17 protein-coding genes are annotated in these 17,714 nt (G+C 33.9%); 10 read left to right on the top strand and 7 right to left on the bottom strand.

The window, feature by feature from the left end; all coding sequences use genetic code 11:
• The first annotated feature begins 347 nt into the window (after nt 1-347).
• Nucleotides 348-1,004 carry a DUF1361 domain-containing protein gene (locus HMPREF9225_RS03520; RefSeq protein ID WP_050748285.1) on the top strand — a complete coding sequence of 219 codons (657 nt, stop codon included), beginning with the start codon at nt 348-350 and terminating at the stop codon, nt 1,002-1,004.
• A gap of 21 nt (nt 1,005-1,025) precedes the next feature.
• Here HMPREF9225_RS03520 and rlmH read toward each other — a convergent pair whose 3' ends face one another.
• From rlmH to tpx, 3 genes are read right to left on the bottom strand one after another with little or no spacing between them, the layout of a single operon-like run.
• Entirely contained in the window at nt 1,026-1,505 is a 480-nt protein-coding gene (rlmH, locus tag HMPREF9225_RS03515; protein ID WP_008901565.1) for a 23S rRNA (pseudouridine(1915)-N(3))-methyltransferase RlmH, read from the bottom strand.
• A complete protein-coding gene (locus tag HMPREF9225_RS03510) occupies nt 1,502-2,050 on the bottom strand; it encodes an isochorismatase family protein (RefSeq protein WP_008901564.1) in 549 nt (182 codons plus the stop codon). Before HMPREF9225_RS03510 ends, rlmH begins: the two co-directional genes overlap by 4 nt.
• 41 nt (nt 2,051-2,091) lie before the next feature.
• Nucleotides 2,092-2,592, bottom strand: coding sequence for a thiol peroxidase (gene tpx, locus HMPREF9225_RS03505; protein ID WP_008901563.1), 501 nt, complete (start codon nt 2,590-2,592; stop codon nt 2,092-2,094).
• A gap of 100 nt (nt 2,593-2,692) precedes the next feature.
• Here tpx and HMPREF9225_RS03500 point away from each other — a divergent pair, with 100 nt between their 5' ends.
• The 6 genes from HMPREF9225_RS03500 (at nt 2,693) to HMPREF9225_RS03475 (ending at nt 10,226) form a co-directional block, all read left to right on the top strand.
• On the top strand, nt 2,693-3,889 hold the full coding sequence (locus tag HMPREF9225_RS03500) for a carboxylate--amine ligase (RefSeq protein WP_008901562.1): 1,197 nt from the start codon (nt 2,693-2,695) through the stop codon (nt 3,887-3,889).
• 271 nt (nt 3,890-4,160) lie between these two features.
• Entirely contained in the window at nt 4,161-4,826 is a 666-nt protein-coding gene (sdaAB, locus tag HMPREF9225_RS03495; RefSeq protein WP_008901561.1) for an L-serine ammonia-lyase, iron-sulfur-dependent subunit beta, read from the top strand.
• Nucleotide 4,827: 1 nt separating this feature from the next.
• Nucleotides 4,828-5,706: an L-serine ammonia-lyase, iron-sulfur-dependent, subunit alpha gene (sdaAA, locus tag HMPREF9225_RS03490; protein WP_008901560.1), complete on the top strand. Its 879-nt coding sequence runs from the start codon at nt 4,828-4,830 to the stop codon at nt 5,704-5,706.
• Between the two features lie 27 nt (nt 5,707-5,733).
• A complete protein-coding gene (locus HMPREF9225_RS03485; RefSeq protein WP_008901559.1) occupies nt 5,734-6,969 on the top strand; it encodes a dicarboxylate/amino acid:cation symporter in 1,236 nt (411 codons plus the stop codon).
• 317 nt (nt 6,970-7,286) lie between these two features.
• Nucleotides 7,287-7,982, top strand: a complete 696-nt coding sequence (locus HMPREF9225_RS03480) for an ABC transporter ATP-binding protein (RefSeq protein WP_008901558.1) — start codon at nt 7,287-7,289, stop codon at nt 7,980-7,982.
• Complete coding sequence (locus tag HMPREF9225_RS03475) at nt 7,983-10,226, top strand: FtsX-like permease family protein (protein ID WP_008901557.1); 2,244 nt, start codon at nt 7,983-7,985, stop codon at nt 10,224-10,226. It abuts the gene before it with no gap.
• A 191-nt stretch (nt 10,227-10,417) separates the two neighbouring features.
• Here the strand turns inward: HMPREF9225_RS03475 and HMPREF9225_RS03470 are convergent, their stop codons facing one another.
• Genes HMPREF9225_RS03470 through HMPREF9225_RS03460 form a run of 3 tightly spaced genes read right to left on the bottom strand, consistent with a single transcriptional unit; the run spans nt 10,418 to nt 13,189 of the window.
• Nucleotides 10,418-11,248, bottom strand: a complete 831-nt coding sequence (locus tag HMPREF9225_RS03470) for a deoxyribonuclease IV (RefSeq protein ID WP_008901556.1) — start codon at nt 11,246-11,248, stop codon at nt 10,418-10,420.
• Between the two features lie 8 nt (nt 11,249-11,256).
• A complete protein-coding gene (locus HMPREF9225_RS03465) occupies nt 11,257-11,565 on the bottom strand; it encodes a YqfO family protein (protein ID WP_008901555.1) in 309 nt (102 codons plus the stop codon).
• Nucleotides 11,566-11,569: 4 nt separating this feature from the next.
• Nucleotides 11,570-13,189 (bottom strand): SH3 domain-containing protein, encoded by a 1,620-nt coding sequence (locus tag HMPREF9225_RS03460; protein WP_008901554.1) that lies wholly within the window; start codon nt 13,187-13,189, stop codon nt 11,570-11,572.
• Between the two features lie 225 nt (nt 13,190-13,414).
• On the opposite strand from HMPREF9225_RS03460, the gene HMPREF9225_RS03455 reads away from it, so the two are divergent.
• Entirely contained in the window at nt 13,415-14,278 is an 864-nt protein-coding gene (locus tag HMPREF9225_RS03455) for an alpha/beta fold hydrolase (RefSeq protein ID WP_008901553.1), read from the top strand.
• 1 nt (nt 14,279) lies between these two features.
• Entirely contained in the window at nt 14,280-15,230 is a 951-nt protein-coding gene (locus HMPREF9225_RS03450; protein WP_008901552.1) for a phosphoglycerate dehydrogenase, read from the top strand.
• A 552-nt stretch (nt 15,231-15,782) separates the two neighbouring features.
• Here HMPREF9225_RS03450 and HMPREF9225_RS09780 read toward each other — a convergent pair.
• Nucleotides 15,783-17,168 carry a copper amine oxidase N-terminal domain-containing protein gene (locus HMPREF9225_RS09780; protein ID WP_008901551.1) on the bottom strand — a complete coding sequence of 462 codons (1,386 nt, stop codon included), beginning with the start codon at nt 17,166-17,168 and terminating at the stop codon, nt 15,783-15,785.
• Between the two features lie 185 nt (nt 17,169-17,353).
• On the opposite strand from HMPREF9225_RS09780, the gene HMPREF9225_RS03440 reads away from it, so the two are divergent.
• Nucleotides 17,354-17,704: a hypothetical protein gene (locus tag HMPREF9225_RS03440; RefSeq protein ID WP_008901550.1), complete on the top strand. Its 351-nt coding sequence runs from the start codon at nt 17,354-17,356 to the stop codon at nt 17,702-17,704.
• Nucleotides 17,705-17,714: the final 10 nt, after the last annotated feature.

The raw sequence follows: 17,714 nt of genomic DNA, 5'->3' as shown, positions 1-17,714 counted from the left end.
GGAGGTTTTTCGGTGCCTCCCGCCCCCTCGTAAAAAAAGATTTGAAGAAGAAAGAATATGGTTAGGTTATGTATAGGATATTTATTTACATATATTATAATTTTTGAAATTATTTCATTTGCAAAGGATTAACCCTCGGAGGTTATACCCATTCGACTCACTGCGTTCGCTCAGGGTGACTGCAGTTGGAAGGTATTTCTATGTAAAGCCTCTAGGCTGTGGAAGCAAGATGCTTCCGCTACGGTGCATAATAAGTAATTGAATTTTTCTCACGCCTTTCGGTCAATAAATATTTTTTTCATTCTATTCCCCTTTGTCTTAATGGTATAATACTTGTGGAGATGATTATGAAATTTAACAGAACTTTTAAACTTATTTTATATTTTTTAATATATTTAGGACTTTCTTTCGCGGTGTTCTATTTCGATTTAAATAGATTTTACCTGGTTATAAATTGCGGGCTTTCCATGTTTGCTTTTGTTCTTAGTGAGGTTGGGCTATCTTTTAAGCGCTCTGCTATTTTAGTGCTCTTGGTTACTCTTCCTGCCATTTTTTTCTATCCAAATTGCATCTACATGGCGACGGATTTTATCCATACTAGGACCAGCGAATTCTATTCCATTGACGCACAGAGAAATGTAAACTATGTTATGGAATTCATTCCATGGCTTAAGATGATGGTGGATGTGGTATTTATAACTCTGTCCCTTCTTCTTTCCTACGAAACTTTTGTAAATATTTTGGAAATTATTAGGGTGAAGGGTCATATCTTCGCAGAGTTTATTATGCTTATTTTCTTTTCTGGGATTTCTGGTGTCGCAGTTTATCTTGGAAGATTCGTAAGGTTTAATTCTTGGGATGTGGTGAGTCCTTCTAATTTAAGGCTCATCTACTCTACCCTTTCAAATTTAAAGTACAATGACTACCTACTAATCGGTGTGTTTGCCGCTTTTCATCTGGCGATTATCATTCTACTTTCTATTTTTAAGAGACAATCTAATTAAAATTTCATAAAAATAGCCGTACTACTTGTGGTACGGCTCGTTTTTTATTATTTTAAATGCTCGGTAGATCTGTTCTAGAAGATTTATTCTTATTATTTGATGTGGAAATGTCATCTTTGAAAATGAAATCTTCCTATCACTTCTTGCCATGACTTCCTTCGATATTCCACAGGATCCTCCTATTACAAATGCTACGTCGGAATTGCCATGGACCATCATGTCTTCTATTTCACTTGCAAATTCTTCCGAGCTTCTCTGTTTGCCTTCTATTTCTAGAGTGAACACGAGATCTCTATCTTTTATTTTGGATAGTATCCCTGCTCCTTCTTTTTCTTTTGCAAGTTCTACTTCGCTTTCGGAGAAATTTTCTTTTATATCTTCGTCTTTTATTTCTATTACTTCTACTTTTGCATAGGGTCCAAGGCGTTTTAAATATTCATCCTGTGCCATTTTCAAATACTTTTCCTTGAGCTTTCCTACGCATATGATTTTTATGTTCAAAGGACTTTTACTCCCATATTTTTTAGTTCTTCTATATTTTTCTTGTGATTTTCTTCGTCCACATATCCAACTAAATCTTCTAGAAGGACCACGTTCTTTCCGTGGTTTTTAAGTTCTAGAACTGTTTCTCTGACACAGAATTCTGATGCGATTCCGCATACGTAGAAGGTATCTGCATCTAGTTCATTTATCTTTGTTCCGTGAGAGTTCTTGGCGTTAAAGGCAGAATATTCTTCCACCACGTCATCTATTCCCTTTTTAAATGTGTTTTCTCCGTTTGGAATATCTTCTCCGTCTAGTTTTTCATAAAATACTTTTGATAGCTCTGAGCCATGGGTGTCTCTTACGCAGTGAACTGGCCAGATTCCTCCGTTTTCTTTGAAGGATTTGTTTTCTCTGCTGTGCCAATCCATTGAATAGACTGGTTTTATTTTATTTTCTTTTATATATTTTACAATATTTTCTACGGCTTCTTTTGAATGGTAACAGCCTAGGCTTCCATCGATGAAGTCGTTTTGACAATCGACAACTACTAGTACATCCATTGCTATTCCTTTCTATTAAAAAAGGGCTCTTGGCCCTTTTATTAAATAAGTTTCTTTGCTTCTTCTAGTGCTGCATCGAAGTTAACTTCGTGGGTTACTTCTGGCACGATTTCAGTGTAGGTTACTTTTCCTTCTCTATTTACGATTATGATTCCTCTTGCTAGTAGTCCTAGTTCTTTGATTAGATAACCATATTTCTTTGCGAAGTCGTGGTCTTTGTAATCACTTACTAGTTCAACTTGTTCGATTCCTTCTGCTGCACAGAATCTTTGTTGCGCAAATGGAAGGTCCATTGAAATTGTAACGATCTTTATGTCTTTTGAAAGTTCTGTTGCATCTTCGTTGAATGTTCTAGTTTGGATTGCGCAAACTCCTGTGTCGATTGATGGCACTACTGAGATGATAACTACCTTGCCCTTGTCATCGCTTAGATGGTATTCTGAAAGGTCTCCTTTTACTGCTACAAAGTCTGGAGCTACATCTCCAACTTTTACTTGTTCTCCTACTAGGTTCATTTCATTTCCTGCAAATGTTAATTTCATTATATTCCTCCTAAAATTTATTCATATTATTTATATCCAAGTTTAAGTTTTTAAAACAGTTGTGCTATACTTAACATAGAAAAATTAATTTGGAGGAAAGATGTTTACACCAGTTATTTTAGGCACAGATGCCAACGCCTACGGGGTTGCCCGCTCTTTTCATAAGGAATATGGCAAGACTTCATATTGTTTTGGCAGAAAGCCACTTTTATATACAAGGGATTCAAAAATTGTAGATGTACATGTGGATCCAAACTTTGAAGACAACGAAGTATTTCTAAAAACTCTTATAGATTTTGCAAAAGAAAGACCTGAAGATAAACTTCTTTTGATCTCCTGCTCCGACGGTTACACTTCTCTAATCACAAAGAACAGCGAAGTTCTAAAAGAAAACTATCTCTTTAACTATGTCGATTCTAGTATGCAAAAGCTTCTCGAAAATAAAGAAGACTTCTATAATATGTGCGAAAAGGAAAATCTTCCTTATCCAAAGACCTATATCATAGATAAGAATATGTATGAAACAGGAGAAATTAGCCTTCCATTTTCATTTCCAATCGCTCTAAAAGCCAACGATTCTATCGAGTTTTTCCATCTTCACTTCGAAGGAAAGAAAAAGGCTTACAAGATTCATTCTGAAGAAGAGTTTAATCTCGAACTAAAAAGAATCTACGACGCTGGTTATTCTGGAGATATGATCGCCCAAGAATTTATCGAAGGCGGTCCAGAAAATATGGCTGTACTTAACGCATATGTGGATAAGAATGGCAAAGTGAAGATGATGTGTCTTGGAAGATGTCTTCTCGATGCGGTGCTTCCTGAAGAGATCGGCAACTACGACTTTCTATACACAGATTCAGACGAAAATCTCTATGAGACCTATGGGAAATTTTTGGAATCTATTGGATACCGTGGTTTTGCAAATTTCGATTTGAAATACGACGATAGAACTAAAACCTACAAGGCTTTTGAAATAAATATTAGACAGGGTAGATCTTCCTACTACATGACTGCAGGGGGATGTAACTTTGTAAAATTTCTTGTAGAAGATCTCGTTTTAAATTTGGATAAGGATCCTTACTACCATAGTGGTTGCGACAAGGTGTGGCTCTATGTAGACCCATGGGTTGCTAAAAAATATGTGGCCGAGGATAAGAGAGTCTTCGCAAGTAGACTTCTTAGAAGAGGTTTTGAATTTACCCAATGGTATGAAAAAGACAGAAATTTAAAGAGATTTCTCGCCTATGTGAGAGCTAGACTTTCAAGTATAAAAACCTATTGGAGGTACAAAAAATGAATAGAAAACAAAAGATTGTAGTGGTGGTTTTCTTTATATTATTTTTCTTTTCAATATATCTTCTCTACCACTTCTTAAGATACATGTAATAAGTCCCCTATTGGGGATTTTTTTATAATTTTTTATCAGTAATGGAATTATCATTTTAAAATTTTGCGTATTTTTTATTTAATATTTTGAAAATGAGGCTCTGACAAATTGACTTTTTACATATTATAGAATATATTAATATTGAAAATAAGAATTTATAAATTATTATAAGGAGGATTACATGGCTGATTATAGCGCATTTGATATATTAGGACCTATTATGATAGGACCAAGTAGTTCCCATACTGCTGGAGCTTGTAGAATCGGAAAAACCGCCCTTAATATCTGTCCAAAAGGATGGAAGAGCGTAGAATTTATCCTTCACGGTTCTTTTGCTCACACATACAAAGGACACGGCACTGATGTGGCGCTTGTGGGAGGTATCCTAGGATATGAAACCTATGATGCAAGACTTAGACATAGTTTTGATGACGCTAAAGAAAAAGGCGTTGACTTCACTTTTAAGACTGCGGATCTAGGTGAAAAATACCATCCAAACACAGTTAAGATTATATTCCACTACGATGATCATGACGAATATGTAATCGGTTCTTCAATAGGTGGAGGAGCAATTGTAATAGTAGATATAAATGGTATCGAGGTTGAGTTTAGAGGCGAGTTCCCTACTATCTTATTAAAATACCACGAACAAAAGGGTGTAGTTGCCAACGTTTCAAAATTCTTGGCAGATGCAAGCTACAATATTGAATCTATCAACACAAATAAGGATAGAATCACTAATCTAGTTACTCTAACTGTTGAAATTGATAGACCACTTGAAGAAAAGCTAAAAGACGAAATTTTGAACCAAGATAGATTCTTAGAATCTACCTACGTGGAGGTATAAGATGTTAAATACTCAAAAAGAGATTATAGATTATTGCAATAAAAATAACTGCTCCCTTGCGGATTTAGTTCTTCATGAAGAGCTTAAAAATCCACATCAAACAGAAGAAAGTTTAAGAGCTGGTCTACTTGAAGTCTTAGAAGTAATGAAGAATTCTTCTCATGATGCTCTTGAAAAGAGCTACACAACAAGATTTAAGATGATAGACGGATTTTCAAAAACTTTCAACGACTACAGAAAAGAAAAAGAAACTATCTGTGGCGACTTCTTGGTACATGCTATGGCGATGGCATTTTCAACTTCTGAAACCAACGCTGCAATGGGCAAGATTGCCGCAGCTCCTACTGCTGGATCTGCAGGAATTATGCCTGCTGCCATGTCCAGTATGAGAATTAGATATAATCTTGATGACGATACAATGATCCGAGGCTTCCTTGCATCTATAGGTATCGGACAAATAATTGGAAACTATGCTACCTTTGCAGGAGCTGAAGGTGGATGTCAAGCCGAATGTGGTTCTGCATCTGCTATGGCAGCCGCTGCAATAGTTGAGATGTTAGGTGGCAGTGCCGAAATGGCTCTTAACGCTGCAAGCATTACAATAATCAATGTAATGGGTCTTGTTTGCGATCCAATAGCTGGACTAGTTGAATATCCATGTACTTTCAGAAATGCCTCTGGAGTTATGAATTCATTTATCTCTGCCGATATGGCCCTTGCTGGTATTAAATCCATCGTTCCTTTTGAAGAAACCGTACAAGCAATGGGTGAGGTAGGACATATGCTTCATGAATCTCTAAGAGAAACAGGACTTGGAGGCATCGCTGGTACCAAGACTGGTCAAGCAATAAGGCGTGAATTCTTAGGAGACAATGCTTAAGAGAAAATTTTATTTAGGAGAATTATTATGAAAAAGTTAGGATTAATACCTCGTTTGATAATCGCAATCGTCCTAGGTATTATAATCGGAGCTTACTTACCATTTGCAAGAAAAGAAATAACAACAGTATTAGTTACAATTTCTGGACTATTCGGTAAATTTTTAAGCTTTATTATACCACTTATGATCGTTGCATTCGTAACAAAAGGTATCGCAGATCTATCAGAAGGTGCTGGTAAACTACTTCTAGCTTCTGTAATCATCGCTTATCTTTCAACACTAATCGCTGGTACACTTTCTTATACAATGGCTAGAAGCTTATTTGGAAACTTTGTAACACCAGAACTTGCTGAAAAGATTCAAGCAGCAACAGCAGACAATTTAACACCACTATTTGAAATTCCACTAGGACCAATAATAGACGTAACTGCAGCTTTAGTTCTTGCATTTATGATGGGACTTGCAGTATCAGTTCTTCGTCAAAAAGGTTCTGGAGAAGGCTTCTACAAGCTAATCAACGAATTCAACGAAATTATAGTAATGGTACTTTCAAATGTTATCATTCCACTACTTCCACTATTCATCTGTGGAAACTTTGCAAACATGGCTTATTCAGGCTCTGTATTTGCAATTTTAAATATTTTCTGGAAGATATTTATTTGTATTATCATTCTACACATTCTTTACATTTCACTTATGTTTATATGTGCAGGAGCATACACAGGCAGAAACCCATTCTCATCTCTTAAAAAAGCAGTACCTGCTTATTTAACAGCTGTAGGAACTCAATCTTCTGCTGCTACTATCCCAGTAAACGTAGAATGTAACAGAAAAATCGGTGTTACTAAACAAATAAGAGACTTCGTAATTCCACTATGTGCAACAGTGCATCTACCAGGATCAATGATTACACTTACATCTTGTGTATATACACTTCTTACAATGTATGATATGCCACATAGCTACGGATTAATCGTTAAATTCATTGCTATACTAGGTGTTGCAATGGTAGCTGCACCAGGAGCTCCAGGTGGAGCTGTTATGAGTGCTCTTCCATTCTTACCAGTAGTTGGAATCGCTAGTGATTCACCAATGGCTACAATTCTAATTTCACTTTATCTAACTCAAGATAGTTTCGGAACTGCAGCAAACGTAACTGGTGATAACGCAGTATCAATGGCAGTAGAAAAAATCTACTACAAACACATTGTTAAAAAACCTATTCCAAACATAGCTGACGAAGAAGACGAAGCTTTAATCTAATATTTATAATTTTATAACGATGGATTATGGGAAACCATTTAAAGAGTAGATTTTATCTACTCTTTTTATTTTTTTGTTTTGGGAGTTTTATTATAATATTTATTGTGGCGTCTAGATCTCTTTAAGTTTTCAAAAAACAACAAACATCAATTTTGATTTCTTTGTCGTAAAGAAACAATCATAACAGCTTTTATTTTAAAACTTCATCACAGAAGTATATTGATAAAATTTATCACCAAGAGTATAATTAAGTCAAAGAAAAATTGTTATTATTGGATATGGCTTGTACTTATATTTAAAAAAAAGAAGGGAGTTTTATGATTAAGGTTTCAGATTTACATAAGTGTTATGGTTCAGGACAAGGAAGGATTGAAGTTCTAAAGGGAATTGATTTAGAGCTTGAAGATAAGAAAATAATTTGTGTCCTTGGCCCATCGGGGTCAGGAAAATCAACGCTTCTAAATATTTTAGGTGGCATCGAAAATATTGATGGAGGAGAAGTTGATGTATTGGGTAACAAATTGAGTAAGATGTCAAAAAGAGAATTGGAAAATTATAGAAGAGAGTACTTGGGTTTTATTTTTCAGTTTTATAACTTAATAAGTGACTTAAATGTCTTTGAAAATATAGAGGTTGGAAAATTTTTATCTAAGAATCCAGTGGATATAGATTATTTGATTAATGAACTTGGTCTTACTGATCATAAATATAAATATCCAAATGAAATTTCAGGAGGTCAAGCACAAAGAACATCAATAGCAAGGGCAATTATAAAAAGACCTAGTCTTTTAATTTGTGACGAACCTACCGGCGCTCTAGACTATGACAGCGCAAAAGATGTTTTAAGGATAATAGAGAAGCTTAATAGGGATTATGAATCCACTGTAATTATAGCCACACACAACGTTCAAATTGCAAAAATGTGTGATTTGATTTTATCTTTGCATAATGGAAAGATAAAGAGCTTTGAAGTTAATACAAATAAGCTTTCGGCAAAGGAAGTGGTGTGGTAAATGAAAAATCCTATTAACAAGAGAGTTTATAGACAGATAAAATCTAAGCCTTTCAAAGTTATTCCTATTTTTATTTCGTTGGTATTTATAGTGGTGTTTGCATCTTCATTTTTCATATCTCAAGAGTCTATTAAGAATCTTTATTACAGTCAAACTCAAAATGGTAAGGTAGAAGACGGAAACTTCAATACTATTTATGAATTATCAGATGATTTAAAAGAAAAAATAGAAAATCTGTCTATAAAGTTATATGACAATTTTTATTTTGAATCCGATGCTAAAGACAATAAGAGTTTAAGAGTTTTTAAAAACAGAAAATACATAAATGAAGCTCAAATTTATGAAGGTAGGCTTGCACAATCTGAAGATGAGATTGCAATTTCTGCAAACTATGCAAGAGCAAATGATTTAAAGTTAAATGATAGTATTGAAATAGGAGGTAAAAATTTTAAAATTACAGGTCTTTTTTCAGTTCCAGACTATTCGTCACTGCTTAAAAATAGAGATGATCTGGTTATGGATATTGGATATTTTGGAGTTTGCCTTTTAAGTGATTCAGGATTTAAAAAATTTTCCAATGAAAAGATAATATACAATTACTCTTATCATACTGATGGCAATTTAAACGAAAGAGAAGCAAAGGAAAAACTAAAGGAGATTTCAAAGGTTATAAACAAAGAAAACTTGATGATTGATGGTGTTACAAGGTTTGATAACAAACGTATAACCTTTATCATTGATGATATGGGTGGGGATGTTCCAACTATGACCTTGACATCAATACTACTTTTTATTGCAATTGCGTTTATAAGCGCGGTACAAATAAAGAGTTTGATAGAAGAGGAAGCTCCAATTATTGGAACTCTACTTGCATCTGGATATAGAAAAAAAGAGCTTTTACTTAATTATATGGCAATGCCACTTTTCGTTGCCCTTATATCATCACTAGTAGGAAATATAATTTCATATACTTATCTATATAAAAAATATGCAGCCCTTTACTACGCATCCTATGACCTGCCAAAATTCGAAGTGACCTTCACCGCCCGTTCATTTCTCATTACATCTTTTTTACCAATGATAATCTACTTGGTAATAAATTATCTTGTAATTAGCAGGAGCTTACAATTTAGTCCTGTGAATTTTTTAAGAAGAAACTTAAAAAAGACAAAGAAAAATACAAGGCTAAAACTAAAAAATATTTCGTTTTTAAGAAAATTTAAAACAAGGATTATACTTTCCAACAAATTAAATTTCATAGCTCTTTTGTTCGGAGTATTTTTAGCAAACTTAATTTTAGTATTCTCACTTTCTGCAAAGCCTGTGTTTAGTATTTATGCTAAAAATATGCAAAATGAGATGAAGTATAATCACATCTATTTTGTAAAGCAAAAGGAAAACAAAGATGTGAATGCGGATGTCGCAACAGTGGTTAAATCAGAATTGGTCGATAGCGATGACAAAGAGATTCAATTCTATGGGGTAGAAAAAAATAGTAAATACAAAAATCTAAAAACAGAAGATTTAAAAGAAGATGAAGTTATAGTTTCTTCTGGATTTTCAAAAAGATTTAATTTAGAAAAATCAGATACATTTAGGATAAGAGATAGCTACAACAGCAAGATAAAAAGTTTAAAAATAAAAGACATAGACAAGGACAATAGTCTGTTTCAAATATTTACAACTAGAGAGGCATTAAACAAAATAATTGAAAAAGACAAAGATTATTTCAATAGTTACATGTCAGATGAAAGGTTGGAAATTTCAAAAGACAATCTAATTACTGAATTAAACAAAAATGAAATGTCGAAATTTATGGACCATTTCCTAGACTCCTTTGGAGTTGTATTTTCAATGTTGATAGTAGTCTCCTTAACATTTTATTTTATACTAACCTCAATGATTTCGTCATTAATAATAGATAAGTCAAAGGTTAATATAACATATCTTAAAATTTTCGGATTTAAAGATAGTGAAATTTCAAAAGTTTATATAAGCACCATATTTTTAATATTAATAGTGTATCAGATAATTTTAATACCTATTTTGGACAAGCTCATAAAGTATATGCTATTTATAGCCATGCAAAAATTTGATGCATATTTTGATATTCCAGTTCCAAAATCAATATTTATATTGGCCTACGTACTTAGCATAGTAACATTTGTACTTGTTCATCTAGTAGAGAAGATTAAAATATCAAGGCTTAATATGGTTAAAGAATTAAAAATAATAAACGGCTAAAAAAATGGACTGACTTCGTGAAGAAGCTCGGTCCATTTTGTTTGGAACAAAAAAACTGTTGGTGGTATGAATAAAAATATCAACCTCAACAGTTTTTAAAATTCTTTTTAATCCATTGAAAAAAGACACCGAATTCGATGCCTTTTGCTAATTTTATTTTTATTCATTTATATAAATTTTTTATTTCAAAATTATTTTACTAATTCTCTTAAAATCTTAATCTCATGTTCATATCCATCTAGCTCGTTTGGAGTTTCTAGATACATTGGAATCTTTTGAAGCACTGGATGATTTACAATTCTTTCAAAAGTTTCTATTCCTAGTGAGCCTTCGCCAATCTTTTCATGGCGATCTTTTCTCGCTCCCAGTGGATTTTTTGAATCGTTTAGGTGAATCGCCTGTAATTTTTCTAGACCAAGTACTTTGTCAAATTCTTCAAGCACTCCGTCTAAATCATTTACAAGATCGTATCCTGCTTCAAAGATATGGCATGTGTCGAGGCATACATAGATATTATCTCCGTACTTTGATGAAGATATAATATTTTGTAGCTCTTCGAAACTTCTGCCAATTTCTGTTCCCTTGCCTGCCATAGTTTCAAGAAGTACCTTGGTGTTCATCCCGTCCCAAAGCACGCTATCCAAGGCTTCTACTATTAACCTTGTGCCTTCTTCGATCCCTTGACCTACGTGAGATCCCGGGTGAAGATTGTATAGATTTCCTGGAAGTAGTTCCATCTTCTTTAGATCATCTTCCAATATTATATGGGCTATCTCCCTGGTCCTTTCCGTCTTCGATGCAAGATTCATGGTGTAAGGCGCGTGGGTTAGGATCGGTCCCATATTATTTTCTTTCATGAATTTTTTAAAATCTTCTAAATCTTTTTCGTCGATTGCCTTTGCTCTAGCTCCTCTGGGATTTCTCATAAAATATTGAAAAGTAACTGCTCCTATGGATTTGGCAGTCTCTCCCATATTTAAAAATCCCTTTGAATATGAAACATGCGGTCCTATTCTAAGCATTTATCCTCCTATACTTCTGTAAAATAGATCACCGGTTCTTCGTAAGGATGGATAAGTGTGATTAAATTTTCCACATTTTCTCTTTCTGTGCTCTCTATTCTAAATTCAATTTTTATTTCTTCAACCTTAGATATTTCTCCAATCTTTCCAATGTATGGAGCTGCACCTTCCTTCGGTCTGAAGTGACCTAAAACTTTGCAGCTTGCGTATACATAGTCGTAATTGTTGTAATTTAAATATCCATGTTCGTTAAGCTCATTTACAAGCTTAGCTTCAAAATCTTCTGGAATATATACTTCAACTTTTAAATATTTCATAATCTCACTCCATTGCCTTGTTGGAAATCCAACCTTCGTAAGTTTTGCCATTTTCGTCCTTCGCCTCTACGAAGCACCAAACTCTTATGTCTGATTCCAACTTGGTATCTTTAATATATAAATCTGTATTTGAATTTAAAACTTGTACTATTTCTGAATCCAAAGAAGGTCCCTTCCTTAGATTCGCCTTTCCAATCTTAACCTTTTGATAGGTATTTAGAAGTGATTTGGCTTCGTTTGATAGATCCGCCCTGCTCTTGTCCACTTCTTCCTTTTTTTCCTTTTCATCTGCATCTTTATCCTCTGAACCTTCAGAGTTTAAGCTAATTGGTTCTATATTATCCGTAGCGTTAGCCTGTAATTTCATAAGAATAGTCGTTGCATTTGCAGAGTCTGGTACCACAGCAAGAAAATCTTCCAAGGTCTTTATTGCTTCTTTGACCTTGCCTTCATCTTCCAAAGCTTCCGCCTTGTCTAAAAATATTCTTTCAAGATCTAGTATTTTGTCTTGAGCTTCCTTGAAATGTTCTTCATCCTTTTCGCTTACCTTTTTAAATTTTTTCGCAGCTTCAAGGTAGTTGCCTTTTAGGATGCTGTCGTTTCCTTCGTCAAAAATATTCTTGCTCTTTATAAGTTCCTTGACATTTGAAACCTTGGTCTCAACTTCTTCTCTTTTGAACTTTTTATTTATCTTTTCATATTCCTTTAAGGCATCTTCATACTTGCCTTCTAAGACTAGTTCATTTGCCCTCTCTAGGGTCTTTGCATTCTTTTGAAAACCGTAGTACTTGCCACCGACAAATGCAACGGAAACAATTAACACTGCGAGTAGAAGTACTTTAAATGTAGTCTTAAAGATTCTTAAAAATATACTCGGTTTCTTGTAATTTATTCCAACAGGCTCTTCATTTACCCTTTCAAGTTCTACAACTTCTGGGTTCGGTGCCACCTTGGTAAGCTGAGTCTGGGTATATGTTGCGCTTATGTTTTCTCCTTCTAATCCATTTGCAATCTCATCTTCTGTGAGCATGGACATAAGTTTTAGATTTATTAGCGGCTCTGTCAAATTATTTAGGACGAAGTTTTTGTTTCTATTGCAATTTCTGCACTCCTCATCCTCTTTTGTATTCGTAAAACCGCAGACGCATCTCCAACCATTGACGGTATTTTCGCCATAGGTGGTGATTTCTTTACCCAAAATATCTCTGATTTTTTTAAGTTTTTCGCCTGTGATTACAGGAAGTATAAAGCTCTTTTCATTTTCAGCTGAAAATTTAGAAGTCTTGCCATCGTCAAAGGTTATGCTCTCTACTCTAATCTCCACAGATCTCGCATCATAAAATCTTTCGTCAAGTAGGAAAGGTTTTATGTAGTAGACGATGTTTGGAAGAGCCTTCATCCCTTGAGTTTGAAATAGCCATTCCAAACCGCCGAAGAGATAGTTGTCCCCTGCATCTTTGAACCTGACTTGAAAAACTACACCAACTACCGCATTTTTATATATATTTAAAACATCAATTGCAAGGTACATTTTTTCTCCGTGGAGAAGTTCTGCTCTTACAATCTGAAAATCTTCTTCTGGATCAAGATTAATAGTTGTGGGAAGTGTTTGAAAAATATCCATCAATGCCTCCTTCGTATCTTGTAAATATTATATAATAAATATCGCTATATTTAAAGGTTTGTTTATGTTTCGTAACCTTTAGATGGCATAAAATCCATAAATTCATCTTAAAAGATACACATATTTGAGTACATAAATATTAATTTAGTAACAGGATAAATCTATATAATGATAAAATTTAGATTTTAATATATAATATAATTGGTTTATAAATTAGGAGGTTATATGAAAAGAGAAATTCTAGGCGAAGAAATTGCCTACGATGACAATCAAAAAGACGCTCCTGTAATTTTTTTAATACACGGAAACATGACTGCAAAGGAATGTTTTTACAATATAGAAAAATATTTGGGAGAAAGAAGAATAATCGCCTTTGACCTACCAGGATTTGGCGATTCAAGTTTTAACTATTTTTACTACAGCATAGATCAACTAGCCTGGGTGTGCTATAGATTTATTAAATCATTTGGAATTAAAAAATTCGACATCCTCGGATGGTCCATGGGCGGCGCAATAATCTACGAACTTTTCAAAACTAGACTGGAAGAAAATATCGACCACGCCATATTTATATCCGCAATGGGAATAAACGGAGTAAATCGATTGGACGACAACTACAAAAGTTTCTTAGACACTATGCACTTAACGAATATTCCGACAGAAATCATGAATGGCATCACTGTCTACCAAGAAGAGCTTAGAAAACTATACAGTCTAAAACCAAGCTACGAAAGCTCCTTCACCAGAGAAAGCATGAGACATATGCTAAAGAGGTATGTCTTTAACGAAAAGCACGATCACCACACATTGGAGAGAAGCACCAAGCTCGCCCTCAAACAGAGAGATCCGATGGATATCAACAAAGCCATCATGAGCTACACATATAAAGGCGAAACTGTACCCAAAATAAAGAAATTATTTTTACACGGCTCAGAAGATAAGGTGGTAAGGCTAGAAAAGATTGAAGAAACCTATGAATTTTTCAAAGACAGCAGTACCCTTAAAATAATACCAGGCTACGACCACGGCATGGTGTTAACTCACGCGAAAGAGATATCAGAAGAAGTAAATAAATTTTTGGAGAACTAAGATGAAAGCATTAATATTTAACGACAAATTAAAAGAATTGGCAGAATATGGAAAAGATCTGGGATACGATACCTACCACGTGACAAACTCGGACATAAAATCAGGAAACTATCCTAATGACGTAGACATCATCTGCGGAGGAATGGAGTTCAAACTTTTAAATAGAGAAAAACTAAAAGAATTTAAAAATCTAAAATATATATTTCTATACTCAGTTGGTATCGACTACATGGATTTTGAATATATAAAGGAAAAAGGCATCATCCTCTGCAACAACCACGGCGCATATAGCGAACCGATAGCAGAATGGATTGTCTACAATATCTTGCAAATAGAAAAACAAAATAAAAAATATCTAGAGCAACAAAAGCATCACATTTGGAAAAGGCTCGAAGGAACAGGCACCCTCTATGATAAACACGCATTGTTTTTAGGAACAGGAGCTATCGCAAAAGAAACACTAGTAAGGCTAAAACCATTTGTAAAGACCATCACAGGAGTAAACACCAGCGGAAGAAAAGTGGAAGGCTTCGATGAAATAGTTAAAAACGAAGATTTAGAAAAAGTGCTACCAAAGATGGACTATGTGGTATCATTTCTTCCAACAACAGAAAAAACTTATAAGAGTTTAGATAGTAAGTTTTTTGCCAATATGAAAAAAGGATCATCATTTATAAATATCAGCCGTGGCACAGTGGTGGATGAAGAAGCATTGTTCGATGCCCTTAAATCAAACCATCTAAAAGCAGCAGCACTAGATGTAGTATTTAAAGAACCACTAGATGAAAAATCCAAACTTTGGGATCTAGAAAATATCTACATCACTCCACACACCTCTGACGCATCAGAAGACTTCCTTAGAAGAAGAGCAAGATCAGCAGCGGAAAATCTAAAGAGATTAAAAGAAAAAGAAGAACTAATAAATATAGTTGATTTCGAAAAAGGATATTAAAATATTAAGCGGCATCCGCCGCTTTTTTTGTTGGGAATTTTGTGCTTTTAGATTTAAAACTTAGGACTTCTTGAAATATTTTCATTTTATCTAAATTTATACAGATAAATATCAATAATGCAAATATAGGTACAATTCTTTCAACTGGTCATCCTGAGAGTCATTCGAGCTCAACACAAAATCCTTCCCAACTGCAGTCACCCTGAGCGGAAGAGCAGCAAGGCTCTGGAGTCGAACGGGTATAACTTCTGAAGAACAACTACGGCAAATGGAATCTATAACAATTATCACAGTTTGAGTAAAACATTTTAGAAAATTAATCATCAGTACATGACCTCAACAAGGTTATACCCATTCGACTACGACGGCTACGCCGTCTTCGCTCAGGGTGACTGTAGTTGGGAGATTTTTGAAAAAATATTTGGATAGGTTAAGTTAAATATAGACCAGATTCTTCTGTTTCTATTACTTTTTAATTTCATTTAAAGATGACATCTTCCCCATCCAAATAAAAAAATCCCTGGTTTCCCAAGGATTTTAAATAATCTCTAATTATTTTTCTTTTTTCATGTCTATTGAATATAGATTGTCATCCTTTTCGAATTCAACTTTGAATCCTAATCCTTCGAATGCTCCTCTTAGTGGAATATAAGTTCTGTTGTCTTTAATCATTGGTGCTACGTCTAGTTCAACTTCTTTTCCATCTACTAGGATAGTTTTATTTCCAATAGTCATTTCAACTTTTTTGCCATCTAGTTCTGCTGTTACTTTCTTAGATTCTTTATCCCATTCAACTTTTGCTCCTGCTTTTTCAAGGATTGCTCTAAATGGTACAAAGGTTCTGTTTTCCATAACGAATGGTTCTGCATCTTCAAATACTACAACGTCATCGTTAAGTGTTACTAAGAACATAGGGCCTACATTTGTTCCAAGTGTTCCAAATAGTTCTTCTTGTGTAAATATCTTTGCATCTTTTGGAAGCTCTACCTTTACTTTATCATCTTTTACTGTCTTTGCATTTGATTCAACTGAGATTACTCCTACCTTATCAAGATTAAATTTGCATGATAGGTTTTGTTCCATTGAATCTTCGCCAAATGTAGTTTGGAATTTGAATTTTGCATCTTTTAAATCTTTTTCAGATTTTATTGATTCATTTAATGATTTTGCATCTATCTTAGCTAGTTCAGCTTTTACTTTATCTGCAGTTACTTCTTTGAAGCCCATCTTGTTTGCCATATCTGCAAGAGTTGGAGCGATTTTATCTTTATTCTTAGCGATATTTTCCATTGCTCCTGCGATGTCTTTTACAGCATCTTCCATGTTAGCTTCATAGGTGTAGGTATTTTTTTCTACCTTCATTTCCTTTGCAGCTTTGAATCCGTCTAGTCCATCTTTTACTAGCTTAATCATGTCGGCTTTGAATTCTTCAGATTGAACGTATGCTTGAATCTTTTCTGTTTGTACGTCTTCTTTTGTTTTTGCTGCTTCAAGTCCTACATATTCTTCTTTTACGTCTTTTAATGCTCCTGGTGCAAAATTCTTTGCAAGGTCAAGTATTTGTGATTTCTTAACCATGAATTTAGTTCCATCTGTGAATACTGTTAAAGCTATTTCATCTGGAATTTCGATTCCATCTAAAACTTCTTTTCCTTCAGTTTTAGCTAGATTTTCTTTGAAGGATTTAAGACCGTATTTAAGGTCAACTTTTGCCTTCATGTTGTCGTTTACAGATTTGATTTCGATAGGAATTTCTGCGTTGATTTTGTTTCCTTTTTCGTCTTTTCCGTCAATCTTAACTGTTATTTTGCCTTCTTGTGTGTACTTAGTCCATTTTGTTGTCTTTGAAACTTGGTCTAAGTATGAAAGTGATGCAGGGCTGCATGCACTTAAAATCATTAGCAGTGAAAGTACAACTGCTGTAATTATTTTTTTCATAATTCACCTCTACGTTTATGGTAACAGATATCCTTTATCTATTCAATTTACAATTTGTTTACAATTTAAGCCATTTGTTTTTGATAATTTTCTTTTTCTAATTGATAACTGTATTATCTCTTATTGGTCTTTTATTATCAATTAGAAAGGTATATTATTAAGTTAATGATAATGGAAGGTGGGTTATGGTTATTTCATTTTTTATAGATGGCGAAAATAAAATTTCTTCTGTTCTTAAAAAAGAAGACAGATCCTACATCGAAGAATACATTAATTATTCTAACTTTGTAAAAGTTTCAAACAAGGACTACTCAAAGTATGTAATCTATTTTGACAACAATTACTACAAATTAAATTCAAAAGAAGATTTTGTACTTCTATCTATTAATTATTCCGACTATAAATCTATAAAATCGGAAAGAAAAAACAGAGATTTTATCGGGCTACTAATGATTCTAACCCTATTTTTAGCTGTGCCTAACCCTCTTACTTTTTTAATTTCAATTTTAATTTTTATTTTTTTCAATCTGATTTAAATTAAATATC

The sequence above is a fragment of the Peptoniphilus duerdenii ATCC BAA-1640 genome (genome assembly GCF_000146345.1).
Taxonomy (GTDB): domain Bacteria; phylum Bacillota; class Clostridia; order Tissierellales; family Peptoniphilaceae; genus Peptoniphilus_B; species Peptoniphilus_B duerdenii.
This window is presented reverse-complemented; position numbering and strand designations above follow the sequence as displayed.

Bases quoted from the DNA above. Each gene is read 5' to 3' on its own strand.
- HMPREF9225_RS03520 (WP_050748285.1), top strand. From the start codon at position 348: ATGAAATTTAACAGAACTTTTAAACTTATTTTATATTTTTTAATATAT.
- HMPREF9225_RS03510 (WP_008901564.1), bottom strand. From the start codon at position 2,050: ATGGATGTACTAGTAGTTGTCGATTGTCAAAACGACTTCATCGATGGA.
- tpx (WP_008901563.1), bottom strand. From the start codon at position 2,592: ATGAAATTAACATTTGCAGGAAATGAAATGAACCTAGTAGGAGAACAA.
- HMPREF9225_RS03500 (WP_008901562.1), top strand. From the start codon at position 2,693: ATGTTTACACCAGTTATTTTAGGCACAGATGCCAACGCCTACGGGGTT.
- sdaAB (WP_008901561.1), top strand. From the start codon at position 4,161: ATGGCTGATTATAGCGCATTTGATATATTAGGACCTATTATGATAGGA.
- sdaAA (WP_008901560.1), top strand. From the start codon at position 4,828: ATGTTAAATACTCAAAAAGAGATTATAGATTATTGCAATAAAAATAAC.
- HMPREF9225_RS03485 (WP_008901559.1), top strand. From the start codon at position 5,734: ATGAAAAAGTTAGGATTAATACCTCGTTTGATAATCGCAATCGTCCTA.
- HMPREF9225_RS03480 (WP_008901558.1), top strand. From the start codon at position 7,287: ATGATTAAGGTTTCAGATTTACATAAGTGTTATGGTTCAGGACAAGGA.
- HMPREF9225_RS03475 (WP_008901557.1), top strand. From the start codon at position 7,983: ATGAAAAATCCTATTAACAAGAGAGTTTATAGACAGATAAAATCTAAG.
- HMPREF9225_RS03470 (WP_008901556.1), bottom strand. From the start codon at position 11,248: ATGCTTAGAATAGGACCGCATGTTTCATATTCAAAGGGATTTTTAAAT.
- HMPREF9225_RS03465 (WP_008901555.1), bottom strand. From the start codon at position 11,565: ATGAAATATTTAAAAGTTGAAGTATATATTCCAGAAGATTTTGAAGCT.
- HMPREF9225_RS03460 (WP_008901554.1), bottom strand. From the start codon at position 13,189: ATGGATATTTTTCAAACACTTCCCACAACTATTAATCTTGATCCAGAA.
- HMPREF9225_RS03455 (WP_008901553.1), top strand. From the start codon at position 13,415: ATGAAAAGAGAAATTCTAGGCGAAGAAATTGCCTACGATGACAATCAA.
- HMPREF9225_RS03450 (WP_008901552.1), top strand. From the start codon at position 14,280: ATGAAAGCATTAATATTTAACGACAAATTAAAAGAATTGGCAGAATAT.
- HMPREF9225_RS09780 (WP_008901551.1), bottom strand. From the start codon at position 17,168: ATGAAAAAAATAATTACAGCAGTTGTACTTTCACTGCTAATGATTTTA.
- HMPREF9225_RS03440 (WP_008901550.1), top strand. From the start codon at position 17,354: ATGGTTATTTCATTTTTTATAGATGGCGAAAATAAAATTTCTTCTGTT.